The 12,359-nt window shown below is 71.8% G+C and carries 10 protein-coding genes; 3 read left to right on the top strand and 7 right to left on the bottom strand.

From position 1 onward, the window contains the following. Positions 1 to 9: 9 nt before the first annotated feature. Positions 10 to 474 carry a nuclear transport factor 2 family protein gene (locus ABD747_RS22450; RefSeq protein ID WP_344808850.1) on the bottom strand — a complete coding sequence of 155 codons (465 nt, stop codon included), beginning with the start codon at positions 472 to 474 and terminating at the stop codon, positions 10 to 12. 145 nt (positions 475 to 619) lie between these two features. On the opposite strand from ABD747_RS22450, the gene ABD747_RS22455 reads away from it, so the two are divergent. Together ABD747_RS22455 and ABD747_RS22460 are read left to right on the top strand one after the other, a co-directional pair. Beyond that, complete coding sequence (locus ABD747_RS22455) at positions 620 to 3,922, top strand: hypothetical protein (RefSeq protein ID WP_344808852.1); 3,303 nt, start codon at positions 620 to 622, stop codon at positions 3,920 to 3,922. A gap of 662 nt (positions 3,923 to 4,584) precedes the next feature. Continuing rightward, the gene (locus ABD747_RS22460) at positions 4,585 to 4,719 is read left to right on the top strand and encodes a hypothetical protein (protein ID WP_344808854.1); all 135 of its coding nucleotides are present in this window, start codon (positions 4,585 to 4,587) and stop codon (positions 4,717 to 4,719) included. Position 4,720: 1 nt separating this feature from the next. On the opposite strand, the gene ligD is transcribed toward ABD747_RS22460, so the two are convergent. From ligD to ABD747_RS22485, 5 genes are all read right to left on the bottom strand, one after another. Continuing rightward, a complete protein-coding gene (ligD, locus tag ABD747_RS22465) occupies positions 4,721 to 5,674 on the bottom strand; it encodes a non-homologous end-joining DNA ligase (protein WP_344808856.1) in 954 nt (317 codons plus the stop codon). 40 nt (positions 5,675 to 5,714) lie between these two features. Next, complete coding sequence (locus ABD747_RS22470) at positions 5,715 to 6,473, bottom strand: phosphotransferase (RefSeq protein WP_344808858.1); 759 nt, start codon at positions 6,471 to 6,473, stop codon at positions 5,715 to 5,717. A gap of 7 nt (positions 6,474 to 6,480) precedes the next feature. Next, positions 6,481 to 7,839, bottom strand: a complete 1,359-nt coding sequence (locus ABD747_RS22475) for a bifunctional glycosyltransferase family 2/GtrA family protein (RefSeq protein WP_344808860.1) — start codon at positions 7,837 to 7,839, stop codon at positions 6,481 to 6,483. A gap of 176 nt (positions 7,840 to 8,015) precedes the next feature. Next, on the bottom strand, positions 8,016 to 8,660 hold the full coding sequence (locus tag ABD747_RS22480; protein WP_344808862.1) for a response regulator transcription factor: 645 nt from the start codon (positions 8,658 to 8,660) through the stop codon (positions 8,016 to 8,018). 3 nt (positions 8,661 to 8,663) lie between these two features. Further along, positions 8,664 to 9,551, bottom strand: a complete 888-nt coding sequence (locus ABD747_RS22485) for an RNA polymerase sigma-70 factor (RefSeq protein ID WP_344808864.1) — start codon at positions 9,549 to 9,551, stop codon at positions 8,664 to 8,666. Between the two features lie 77 nt (positions 9,552 to 9,628). Between ABD747_RS22485 and ABD747_RS22490 the strand changes: the two genes are divergently transcribed. Beyond that, a complete protein-coding gene (locus ABD747_RS22490; RefSeq protein WP_344808866.1) occupies positions 9,629 to 10,573 on the top strand; it encodes an NAD-dependent epimerase/dehydratase family protein in 945 nt (314 codons plus the stop codon). A gap of 193 nt (positions 10,574 to 10,766) precedes the next feature. On the opposite strand, the gene ABD747_RS22495 is transcribed toward ABD747_RS22490, so the two are convergent. Then, on the bottom strand, positions 10,767 to 12,140 hold the full coding sequence (locus ABD747_RS22495; protein WP_344808868.1) for a sensor histidine kinase: 1,374 nt from the start codon (positions 12,138 to 12,140) through the stop codon (positions 10,767 to 10,769). Positions 12,141 to 12,359 lie beyond the last annotated feature (219 nt).

Consider the following 12,359-nt stretch of genomic DNA (forward strand, 5'->3'; position numbering starts at 1 on the left):
CCCGGGGCGCTACTCGTCCAGACCGCGCGCGAGTGCGGCGAGGTGGTCGATCGAGATCGGGCGGACCAGGGGATCGGCATGCCGGTGCGCGAGCTCCCAGCCGTCGGCGATGCGCCGGAAGACGAGGGTGACGCGCAGCGACAGATCCTGGTCCGGGCGGCCGTCGAGCACGCCGTGCTGCCGTTCGACGGCGACGATCACGACCAGCTCGCCGGACGCGTACGTCTGCTCGACCTGGAGTGTCGCTTCACCTGACGGAAAGTAGCGCTCCGTGTCGGCGATCCCCTCGTCCGTGACCGGTTCGTAGCGCCGGGTCTCCCCGCCGTAGGGCGGCATCAGGGTGAAGTCCTCGGCCTGCCGGATCAGCCGGAAGTAGTCCCGGGCGCGGCCGCTTATGTAGGCGTCGGCCGCCTCGTCCATCGTCGCGATCAGGGCGTCGATCTCGGTCGGAGTGAGGTCTGGCGTCGCGGACATGTGATCTCCCGGTGGGTTACGCGTTCGGTCGGGGGTGAAGAGTGACCACCGGCCCTGCTGAGACGCCCGGGCCGAGATCTGCGCCGATCGGGATGCCCAGCTGTGGAACAGTAGGCGCGACCGACCCCTTCCCGGAGAGGGACCGATGGCGCAGAAGCAGCAGGGCCAGAAGCAACCGCAGGATCCGTACGCACAGCGCACCAAGCAGCTGGTGTCGTCGGTCCAGCGGATCCGTGGCTGGGTGGGTTCGGATCCGTCGCGTGGGGCCGAGCTCGGGGACGCGCTGGTCGAGCTGACCGCGCACCGGTTGCAGGGGCACGCGTACGGCGACGCGGCCGCGGACGCGCAGGAGTCGGTGGTGCTCGCCGGCAAGCTGCTGGCCGAGCACGGGCCGATCGGGCCGTATACGCCGGTCGCCGACGCCGTCCGCTACTTCACCGCCGCTGTCCAGCTGGCCGCGCTGCAGCTCGGGGTCGGGGTGCACGACGCCGCCGGCCGGACCATGACGTCGACGATCGAGTGGCAGGACCAGCTGCGCAAGCATCTCGACATCGTCGAGCACCTGTCGCCGGCTACAGCCGTCCGGGCGCTGTCGGTGCAGTCCCGGGCCGCGCTCGACGCCGGCACCGTCGGGCCCGCGAACGCGTTCGCCGACGCGGCCCTGGACCGGCTGGTGGAGGGTGGTCTCGCCGCGGCACCGGACGCGTACCTGGCGATGGACGTGCATCGGCTGGTGGCGGACTGCCGCTGGTCCGGTGGCCAGGTGAGCGCGGCGCTGACCCACGACGAGCTGGCCCGGGAGGCGTACGTCCGGGTCGTCGACGGCCGGCTCGCAAACGCGGGCCGGCTGAGCCCGGCACTGCTGGCGCGGCTGGCCGAGCCGTTGTTCGCCTTGAACCGGGTCGTCGCGGACCGGCTTGTCGGCGGCGGCGAGCCGGAGCGCGGGCTGGTGGTCCGGCGCGCGCTCGTGGACTCGCTTCGCGCCCTCACCAAGCGGCTGGGTGAACCGGCGATCGCTCAGCTGGCGCTGGCGCTGGACGATCTGGGCACCGATCTGCGGCTGGCCGGCCGTGAGGGCGAGGCGACGCTGGCCGAGGATGATGCGCGCGCCGAGGCGGCGCGGGTGAGCGATCGCGCGCTGGTCGGCGAGCTGGGTACGTCCGCGGCTCGGCCCGGGCGTCGTCCAGGCGCGGCCGAGCCCGGCTGGGACGCGCTCGACGCGGTCCGGTCGCTAGCCGCGTCGACCGCGGGCGTCGCGGCCCAGTCCGCTGCGGAGGCGGAGGCGGAGCTGGTGCGTCAGGCCGAGGCTCGGGCCGCGGCCGAGCGGGCCGAGGCGCACCGGCTGGAGGAGGCGCGACAGGCCGCGGCAGCGGCCGATCTGGCGCGACGGGACGCCGAGCAGCGCCAGGCCGAGCGCCGGGCCGCCGAGGAGGCGGAGCGACGGCGGCTGGAGGCGGAGCGCGCGGAGGCGCTGCGGATCGAGGCGGAGCGGATCGAAGCCGAGCGGCGGGCCGCCGAGGAGGAGGCCGAGCGGCAGGAGATCAAGCGTCGCCGTGAGGAGCGGCTGGAGGCGCACCGTCTGGAGGAGGAGCGGCTGGCGGCGGAACGGACCGAGGCCGAACGGCAGGCGGTCGAGCAGGCAGTGTCCCGCGAGGAGGCCGAGCAGCGCGAGCTGGAGCAGCTCGCCGCCGAGCTCGAGGAGCTCGAGCGGGCCGAGCGTGAGCAGGCAGAGCGTGAGCAGGCCGAGCGGGAGCAGGCCGAGCGGGAGCAGGCGGATCAGGCCGCGGCGGAGGCCGGGCGCGCCGCCGCGGAGCAGGAAGAGCGCGAGCAGGTAGAGCGCGAAGCGCGTCAGCAGGCAGAGCGCGAGGCGCGTGAGCAGGCAGAGCGGGAGCATGCCGAGCACGAAGCTCGCCGGGCTGCAGAGCAGGCTGCCGCGGAGGAGGCGGAGCGCCAAGCCCGTGAAAAAGCGGAGCGAGACGAGGCGGAGCGGGTTGCCGCTGAGCGCGAAGAACGTGAGCGGTTCGAGCGGGAGAAGACGGAACGGGAGCGGGCTGAGCGCGAGCGGGCTGAGCTCGAAGCTCGTCAGGCCGCGGAGCAGGCTGCTGCAGCGGAGGCCGAGCGCGAGCGGGCTGAGTACGAGGCCAGTCAGGCCGCGGAGCAGGCTGCCGTGGAGGAGGCTGAGCGGGAAGCGCGTGCGCAAGCGGAGCGAGACGAGGTGGATCGCGTTGCTGCGGCCGAGGCGCAGCGCGCCGCCGCTGAGCGCGAAGAGCGCGAGCGGGTCGAGCGGGAGCAAGCGGAACGGGAGCGGACAGAGGGCGAAGCGCGTGAAGCCGCCGAGCAGGCTGCCGCGGAGGCCGAACGGGAAGCGCGTGAGCAGGCAGAGCGCGAAGCGCGTGAGCAGACCGAGCGAGAAGAGGTAGAGCGTGCGGCCGCTGAGCGCGAGGCTCGTGAGGCGGCGGAGCGTGAGCAGGCGGAGCGTAGGGAGGCGGAGCGGGAGCGGGTCGAGCATGAGCGTCAGGTGGCGGAGTGGCTCGAAGGTGAGCGCGTGGCGCGTGAGCGTGAGGAGGCTGAGCGAGCTGCGGCGGTGGAGGCAGAGCGCGTCGCCGTAGAGCGGGCCGAGCGTGAACAGGCCGAACGCGAGGCGGCGGAGCGGGAGCGGGAGCGACTCGAGCAGGAGCGGGCGGAGCGCGAGACTCGCGAGGCGGCTCAGCGTGAGCAGGCGGAGCGGGAGCGGGTCGAGCACGAGCGTCAGGTCGCGGAGTGGCTCGAAGGTGAGCGGTTGGCGCGTGAGCGTGAGGAGGCTGAGCGCGTGGCCGAAGAGCAGGCCCGGCGTGAGCAGGCCGAGCGCGAGGCTCAGGAGCTGGCTGAGCGGGAGCGTGAGCAGGCCGAACGCGAGCAGGCCGAACGCGAGCAGGCCGAACGCGAGCAGGCGGATCGCGACCGGGCGGAGCGGGAGCAGGCCGAACGTGAAGCTCACGAGTTGGCAGAACGCGAGCGGGCCGAGCGGGAGGCTGCCGAACGCGACGCGGCGCTTGCGCTCGAGGCCGACTCGCCGGCCCAGCGCGACGCCGTCCCTGTGGACGAGCCGGTCGCGCAGCCTGGGCCGGCCGCGCAGCCCGAACCGGCCGTACAGCCCGAGCCGCCGGCGCAGCCGGAAGCAACTGGAGAGGGCGAGCCCGAGCCCCAGCAGCCGGACGAGCTCGACCGGGCGATCGCGGAGTGGCAGAGCGCGAAGGCGGCGGGGGAGCGACGCCGGTCTCGCGCCGCCAACGAGCGTGTCGTCGAACTGTTGCGCCCACGGGCCGAGGCGGACCCGCGGACGTACGCGCCCCAGTTGATCGACGCCCTCGAACAGCTCTCCTCGATCCGGCTGCGCACCGGCGACATCTTCGGTGCTCGAGCGCCGTCGCGCGAAGCGAAGGCGCTCGCAAAGTCCCTCGGGCTCTAGCGACGCGATCGACAGTCAGGCGTGATGTCGGGTTCGGCAGGACGGCCGTTGCAGTCCTGCTGCGCGGCGTGCCGCCTCACGCGAACCCACTTCGCGCACCGAACCGCGACTTCGCTCGCCGTCGCCGATGAGCGAAGTCGCGGGCGGCCGCGCGACGTGGCCTTCGAAGTACCGAGGGCCGACGCCCACGTCGGTTCGGTCCGCGAAGTTCGAAGTGCGACTTCGGTGAGTCCGCGAATGGCACCCGCGGGCGAGGTCCGCGCGGCGGCACCCAGCCCATGCCGCACAGCGCCACCCAGCGAGGTCCACGAAGCGGGGCGCTGCGAGGTCCACGAAGCGGGGCGCGGCGAGGTCGGCGTCGGAGCGTCGTGGCGGCCCAACCGGCTCGGGCCGTTTCGGGGTCGACTGGACGATGCCCGGGTGTCAGGGCTGCGTGATGTCGCGGATCGACCTCGCAACTCGCGGAAAGCGTTTGCTCCCGCCGTTCGACGCCGCGCGAGGTCGATGTGCGACATGGCCGGTCCGACCCTGTCCAGCGGTCTTCCGACCCGAGCAAGGGCTTGATCAGGGGAGGTCCAGGGTGCCGATCGGCCGGATGCTCGGTATGCGCACCTAGAGTGGACGGCACTTCTGACTGACCCCGACACCAAAGGAGACCAGTCGTGAGCCTCGTCAAGGGCCTGCTCAAGGGCGCCGTCATCGCCAAGGTCGTGCAGGTCGCCAGCCGTGAACTGTCCAAGCCCGAGAACCAGCGCCGCATTCGCGAGGGGCTGAGCAAGCTCTCCAAGCCACGCTGAGCTATTCCTCCGGCGGCGTCTCCAGCTTCGTCTCGTCCCGTGCCGCCCAGTCCAGCAGGGTGTCCAACGGGTACGGGTGATCGTCGATGTCGTAGTGCAGGTCGCCGATCTCGGCATAGCGCGCCGGCATCGTCGCGATGGTGAAGTCGCCCGGCTCGGCGTCGGCGATCTCGTCCCAGGCGAGCGGCGCGGAGACGCGCCCCTCGGGCGTGCCGCGAACGGAGTACGCCGACGCGATCGTGTGGTCGCGGGCGTTCTGATTGTAGTCCACGAAGATCGAGTCCGGCCGGCGGTCCTTGCGCCACCAGGTCAGGTCGACCAGGTCGGGGGCCCGGCGCTCGATCTCGCGAGCGAAGGCCAGCGCGGCCCGGCGTACGTCGGTGAATCCGTGGTCCGGCGGGATCCGGACGTAGATGTGCAGGCCCTTGCCGCCGGATGTCTTCGGGTAGCCCACGGCGCCCAGCTCGTCCAGCACTTCGTGCACCACGGTCGAGACCCGGCGGACGTCGGCATAGACCGCGTCCGGCATCGGGTCCAGGTCGATTCGCCACTCGTCGGGCTTCTCGGTGTCGTCCCGACGCGAGTTCCACGGGTGGAACTCCACCGTCGACATCTGCACCGCCCAGATCACGTCGGCCGGGTGGGACACGCACAGCTCGTCGGCGAAACGGTTGTAGCGCGGAAAGTGCACCCGCACCGTCTCGACCCAGTCCGGCGCTCCCTTCGGCAGCCGCTTCTGGTGCACCTTCTCCCCGTCCACCCCGTCCGGGAAGCGGTGCATCATGCACGGCCGATGATAGAGCGCGTTGACGATCCCGTCCGCGACGCTGAGGTAGTAGCGGGCGAGGTCCAGCTTGGTCTCCCCGCGGGCGGAGAAATAGACCCGGTCCGGGTTGCTGATCTTGACGACCCGGTCGCCGACCTCGAACTCGTAGCGCGGAGGGGTCGTCGCCATGATCGCGACCCTACCCGCCGAACGACCGCTCCCGAGCGGGTCAGTCCGGGAAGGGTCCGGCGAGCAGATCCGCGTTCTGTTCGATGTACGTCGCCGCCGGCCCCCAGTGCTCCGCGTGTCCCTCGGCGTACAGCCGGGCCCACGGCTGCACGGCGTCGCGAGCGCCGCGGACCAGCAGGTCGTACATCCCGCGGGTGTGACCGGCCGCCGCTCGCACCAGCGCTGCCCGCTGATCGGGATCGAGGCCGTAGCCCTCGGCCAGCGCCTGCAACCGCGGTCCGTCGACGGCGGGGTCGCCGCCGGCGTGCAGCGGCACGAACCCGTGGGCCGCGTAGCCGAGATCCCACAGCCGTGACGCCGGACCCGCGCCGTCCCAGTCGATGAACACCCAGCGATCCTCGCCCAGCACCAGGTTCCACGGCGCGAGATCGTGGTGGCAGATCAGATCCTCGCGGTCCGGTGGGATGACCACGTCCCAGCGGGCGTCGGGCGGCGGTCGGAACAGAGCGAGCGCGTCGTGCAGGTCGCGGATGATCGAACCGAGCCGGCGCAGGCCGGCCTGGTCCATGATCGGCCGGGTGTCGGCCAGCGGGCCGTCGACGTACTCGATCATCTGCCGGCCCTCGTCGTCCAGACCGAGCCAGCGTGGCGCGGCGACGCAGCCGACATGTTCGAGGTGGCGGAGCAGTGCTGCGACGGCCGGTGTCGCCGCGGTCGCCGGCTTGTGCACGACGCTTCCGATCTTGAGGACCTCGCCGGCGACGTTGCCGCCGGCGAGACGCTCGATCGGTTCGCTCACCCCTAGATCATGAACCAGGGCGAGACATCAGCTGCCGAAGGGCCAGGAAGCGGACGAGGGTGGAGACCGCGTTCGCGATCAGCAGCACGCCGATCTCCAGCCAGCGGTCCGGGGTGGCGACGGTGTGGTGCAGAACCCACAACGAACCGCTGGTCAGTGCCAGCCCGACCCCGAACGCGATCAGCCCGCCGGCGTGGTGCTTGATCAACGAGTCCCGGCCGGTGACCCCGAAGGTCAGCCGCCGGTTGGTCGCCGTGTTGGCGACGGCAGTGATCAACAACGCCGCCAGGTTCGCCGCCTGCGGACCGGTGAACTCGCGCAGGCCGAGATAGATCAGGAAGTACGCCAGTGTGCTCAGTACGCCGACGGCGCCGAACCTGATCAGCTGGCCGAACATGCCGCGCGGGACCCCCGGCACCGCCGACGGAACGGCCTCCCTGGCGGCCAGCTCGGCCCGGAGCCGGTCCACCGGGATCCTTGCCGTGAACAGACCGCGCGCCAACCGAGCGATGCCGGCCAGGTCCTGGCGGGCGGTGTGCACGATGTCGACCCGGCTGTCCGGATCGTCGGTCCAGTCCACCGGCACCTCGTGGATCCGCAGGCCGGAGCGCTGGGCGAGCACCAGCAGCTCGGTGTCGAAGAACCAGTTGTGGTCCTCCACCAGCGGCAGCAGCCGCGCGGCCACGTCGGCCCGGATCGCCTTGAACCCGCACTGCGCATCGGAGAACGACGCGGCCAGGGTGCCCTTGAGCAGCAGGTTGTAGCTGCGCGAGATGAACTCCCGCTTCGGTCCGCGCGCCACCCGGCTGGCCGACGACAACCGGGTGCCGATGGCGAGGTCGGAGTGGCCCGAGATCAGCGGCGCGACCAGCGGGAGCAGAGCGCGCAGATCGGTGGACAGGTCCACGTCCATGTAGGCGAGCACCGGTGCCGGGGACGACGACCAGACGGTCTTGAGCGCTCGGCCCCGGCCCTTCTCGGCCAGCCGCACCGCGCAGACCCGGTCCAGCTCGGCGGCGAGGTCGGCGGCGACCTGCCAGGTGCCGTCGGTGCTCGCGTTGTCGGCGACGGTGATCCGGTAGGAGTAGGGGAACTCGGTGCGCAGGTAGGCGTCCAGCCGGCGGACAGACGGTCCGAGGTCGGTCTCCTCGTTGTGGACGGGCACGACGATGTCGACCACCACGGCGACCTCGGGGCTGTGAGGTTCGGGCCCGTGCCGTTCGGGCCCGTGCCTTTCGAGCCCGTGTTGTTCGAGCCCGTCTTGTTCGAGCCCGTCCTGTTCGGGGCGGGACTGATCGTGGCGCGGCTGGTGCCGGCGGGCCCGAAGATCGTCCGTCACAGCGACCGGATCCGTGCTGATCGTCATGGCGACCACTCTTGGCGGGCGGACTGTGCCGACTGCGGCTCACGACTGTGCTCGGACTGTGACTCCGGCTGTGACTCCAGACGCGTGAGTAATTCTCGACTCTCGATTCGCGGCACTCCGGTCGGCTGAGCGCGAACCGGGTGATCGCGGCGATTCTAGGGTCAGGAATTACTCACTCAGCGCCGCTCGAGCCAGGCCAGCACGGCCAGCACCCGCCGGTTGTCCGCGCCGGCGTCGACCAGGTCGATCTTGGTGAAGATGTTGCCGATGTGCTTCTCCACCGCGCCGGGCGAGACGACCAGGCGCTGGGCGATGGCGGAGTTGCTCCGTCCCTCCGCCATCAGCGCGAGCACCTCGCGCTCGCGCGGACTGAGCCGGTCCAGCGGATCAGCGCGGCGTGACACCAGCAACTGGGCCACCACCTCCGGATCCAGCACCGTCCCGCCGCCTCGGATCGTGGTCAGCGCGTCGCTCAGCGCGTCCAGCGAGGACACCCGGTCCTTGAGCAGATAGCCGACCCCGCCGCGGCCATCGGAGAGCAGCGCATCGGCATAGCTCTTCTCGACGTACGCCGACAGCAGCAGCACGCCCATCTCCGGCACCGCGGAGCGGGCCTCGACCGCGGCCCGCAGCCCGTCATCGGTCATCGTCGGGGGCATCCGGATGTCGACCACGGCCACCTCGGGCCGGTGCTCGATCGCGGCGGTGACGAGCGAGGGCGCGTCGCCGACCGCGGCGACCACCGTATGGCCGGCCTCGTCCAGCAGCCGGAGCAGTCCTTCGCGCAACAGCACCGAGTCGTCGGCAACCAGCACGCGCACGGCTCAGCGCCCCACTCGCAGCGAGTCCCAGTCGGTCACCGGGCCGAGATGGCGCAGCTTGTCCGGGTTGATCACGTTGTGCACGGCCTGGATCTGCCCGTCGGCGATCTCCAGCTCGAGCACACCGACGACGTACTCGCCGGCAGTCAGCAGCAGTCCGGGCTGACCGTTGACCCTGGTCGCCCGCGCCGCGAGATCCAGCCGATCGGCTTGCCGGACCAGGCCGGCGAGGAACCGGGCCGAACGGGTCCGGCCGACGACGGGCTTCGCGGCCGCCGGAACCTTGCCGCCGCCGTCGCCGACACAGCGGACGTCCTCGGCCAGCAGTTGCTCCAGCGCCGCGACGTCGCCGTCGGCGGCAGCAGCGAGAAAGGCGTTCGCAAGCCGGTCCCGCTGGTCGCGGTCCGCCTCGAACCGCGGCCGGCGCGCGTCCAGGTGCCGGCGGGCCCGCGAGACGAGCTGGCGGCAGGCGGCCTCGTCCCGCTCCAGCACGGCGGCGACCTCGGGGTAGCTGTAATCCAGCGCGTCGTGCAGCACGAAGGCCGCGCGCTCCAACGGGCTCAGCGTCTCCAGCAGCACCAGGAACGCGATCGAGACCGACTCGTCCAGCTCGAAGCGCTCCTCCGGGCCGAGCTCGTCGCTCAGCAGCGGCTCGGGCAGCCACTGGCCGACGTACCGCTCCCGGCGGACGCGGGCCGAGGTGAGGGTGTCGATGGCGATTCGGGTGGTGACGGTGGCCGCGTACGCCTTCGGGTGTTCGACGTCGGTCGCGCCGGCCAGCCGCAGATACGCCTCCTGCACGACGTCCTCGGCGTCGGACACGGTGCCGAGCATGCGGTAGGCGATCGAGAACAGGTACGGCCGCAGGTCCAGGATGGCGGCTTGACTCACGCGCCCGATCGTGTCACAACGCCGGGTGCTGCCTCGTCTCCGGGACGGAAGCGATGCCGAGGACGAGGAGTTCGATCATGCGGGTGCTGGTGGTAGGGGCCACCGGGGCGATGGGTACGTCCCTGGTGCCGCGGCTGGTCGAGGCCGGTCATCAGGTGCTCGGCACCACCCGGTCGGCGGCCCGAGTGCCGGCGATCCAGGCCGCCGGCGGCGAGGGCGTGGTGCTGGAGGTCTTGGACCGTTCCGCCGTCGCCGGCGCGTTGGACCGGGTGCGTCCGGAGGTGGTGATCCATCAGGCGACGGCGCTGCAGCACCTTGGCGCGTCCGCGCTGCGCAACATCGACCGCGCGTTCGCCGAAACCAACCGGCTGCGGACCGTCGGAACCGAGAACCTGCTGGCCGCCGCCGGGCCGGCCGGAGTGCGGCGGGTCGTTGCGCAGAGCTTCACCGGCTGGACCAACGAACCGGTCGGCGGGCCGGTGAAAACCGAGAGCGATCCCTTCGACCCGTCGCCGGCCGCCAATGCTCGGCAGACGCTGGCCGCGATCCGGCGGCTGGAGTCGCTGGTGACCGGGGCGCCCGAGATCGAGGGCGTCGTGCTGCGCTACGGCGGCTTCTACGGCCCGGGCACCGGGCTGGCCCGGGAGGGTGAGCAGACCGACGCGATCCGGAAGCGGATGTTCCCGGTCGTCGGGGACGGCGGCGGGATCTGGTCGTTCAGCCACATCCAGGACGCCGCGGCGGCGACGGTGGCCGCACTCGACGGGCCGCCGGGGATCTTCAACATCGTCGACGACGACCCGGCTCCGGTCTCGGTCTGGCTGCCGTTCCTGGCCGACGCGCTCGGCGCCCCGCCGCCGCGGCGGATCCCCGGCTGGTTGGCTCGCCCCCTGCTCGGGCCGCACCTGTTCGCGATGATGACCAGCGCACGCGGCTCGTCCAACGCCAAGGCCCGGCGTGAGCTCGACTGGCAGCCGACGTACCGGTCCTGGCGGGAGGGCTTCGTCCACGGTCTCGGCTGATCCGCGACGAGCGCTTGGGCCGGTCCGTCCGCTCGACGCGGGCTCTGACGCCGGGCTCAGCGGTCGAAGGTCGCCTCACCGCGTCGACTCCGCACCTCGCAGGTGGACTCCGCACCCTGTGCGCAGGGTGCGGAGTCACCACCTGAGGTGCGGAGTGGGTTCGATGTGGCAGTGGGAGACGAGCGGTACGACCTCAGCCGGCCAAGGCGGGGAGGGTAGCGGTGACCTGGGTCGGGCCGCCGCGCGGGGAGGTGACGGTCAGCGTCCCGTCCACCCCGGCGAGCCGGTCGGCCAGGCCGGCCAGGCCGTGCCCGCGGGACAATGAGGCACCGCCCACGCCGTCGTCGGTGACCGCGATCACCACCACGCCGCCGACCTGGTGGACCTCCACGCTGCAGTGGGACGCGGCGCTGTGCTTCTCCATGTTGGTCAGCGACTCGGCCACCACGAAGTAGGCCGCGTTCTGGGCTGCGTCGGTCAGGGTGACGGCGCCGACGTCGACGGTGGTGGGCACGCTGTTGCGGGCCGCGAGCGTGGTGATGGCGGCGTGCAGACCCTGCTCGGTCAGGATCGGCGGGGCGATCCCACGGGACAGCTGGCGGATCTCGGTCAACGCCTCCTGCGACTGCTCGAACGCCTCGGCCAGCAGCTCCTTGGCCTTGTCCGGATCGGTCTCGAGCCGGCGCTGAGCGCTGGAGATGTCCATCCCGAGCCGGACCAGGCGCTGCTGCGGGCCGTCGTGCAGGTCCCGCTCCAGCCGGCGCAGGGTGTGCGCCTCCGCCTCGCCCGCGGCGCTGCGGCTCTCGGTCAGTTGGCTCACCCGGCGCCGCAGAGCGCCGCGCTCGTCGACCAGCAGGCCGCGGGCGATCGCTCCGTGCAACCGAACCAGCCCGCTCAGTACGGCGGGCGCGCTGACCAGCAGGAGCACGCCGACGATCGACTCCAGGATCACCTCGGCATAGAACCCCGGGAAGCCCAGCAGCTCGGCCAGCCCGTGGTTGTCCTCGGGCAGGAAGCGACCCCAGAACCAGAACGTGATCCCGCCGAGCGCGCCGGCCACCCAGCTGACCGCGACCGAGAACGAGAAGGTCGACACGACGAACCCGACCAGCACGTGCAGCAGGTCGCGCCACGACTGCGGATCGCGCAGCCGGCGCAAGATCGCGAAGCCGGACCCGAGCGGCGGATAGACCGTCTCCGGAAGGGCCACGCCGGCGAACCGCAGCAGTCCCTTGGTCACCCGCGACGTCCAGCCCGCGACCATCAGACAGGCGACCAGGATGAACAGGCCGACGACCAGGATCAGCAGCGAGACGCCCAGGCTGAACAGCGTCGTGCAGACGATGAACGCCACCAGGGTCACGACGAACAGGCCGCAGATCGCTCCCAGGTTCCGACCGACCCCGCGGATCATCGTGACCGCCGGTTCGGCGTCGGACACATCGTCGGCTCCTGCGGGGGTGTCGTAGAGGAGGAACTCGGGCAGGTCCGCGTCGTCGCGGACCGGGTGGTCACGGACCTGGTGCTCGACCAGGTGGTTGCGGCTCGTGCTCGCTGTCTCGGTCATGCCTCTACGGTCCCGGACGGCGGGCCTCGGCGCGATCAGGCTATCCAGCCAATCGGTCCGGGGGATATCCCTACCGCGTTTGATTGCGTCGCTCGGCAAGCCTCGCTCCGCGCTCCGCTGCGCTTGTGGTCGCCTCGTTCGTCGCGTTCGGTGAAACGGAAAGGCGTGTTTCACCGAACGCTCCTGCACTCGGCGACGCGCAGCGTGCTCGATTGCTCC

The sequence above is a fragment of the Microlunatus ginsengisoli genome (genome assembly GCF_039537205.1).
Lineage (GTDB): Bacteria > Actinomycetota > Actinomycetes > Propionibacteriales > Propionibacteriaceae > Microlunatus > Microlunatus ginsengisoli.

Coding starts and splice junctions, on each gene's coding strand:
- ABD747_RS22450 (WP_344808850.1), bottom strand. CDS start 474: ATGTCCGCGACGCCAGACCTCACTCCGACCGAGATCGACGCCCTGATC.
- ABD747_RS22495 (WP_344808868.1), bottom strand. CDS start 12,140: ATGACCGAGACAGCGAGCACGAGCCGCAACCACCTGGTCGAGCACCAG.
- ligD (WP_344808856.1), bottom strand. CDS start 5,674: ATGGCGACGACCCCTCCGCGCTACGAGTTCGAGGTCGGCGACCGGGTC.
- ABD747_RS22475 (WP_344808860.1), bottom strand. CDS start 7,839: ATGACGATCAGCACGGATCCGGTCGCTGTGACGGACGATCTTCGGGCC.
- ABD747_RS22490 (WP_344808866.1), top strand. CDS start 9,629: ATGCGGGTGCTGGTGGTAGGGGCCACCGGGGCGATGGGTACGTCCCTG.
- ABD747_RS22455 (WP_344808852.1), top strand. CDS start 620: ATGGCGCAGAAGCAGCAGGGCCAGAAGCAACCGCAGGATCCGTACGCA.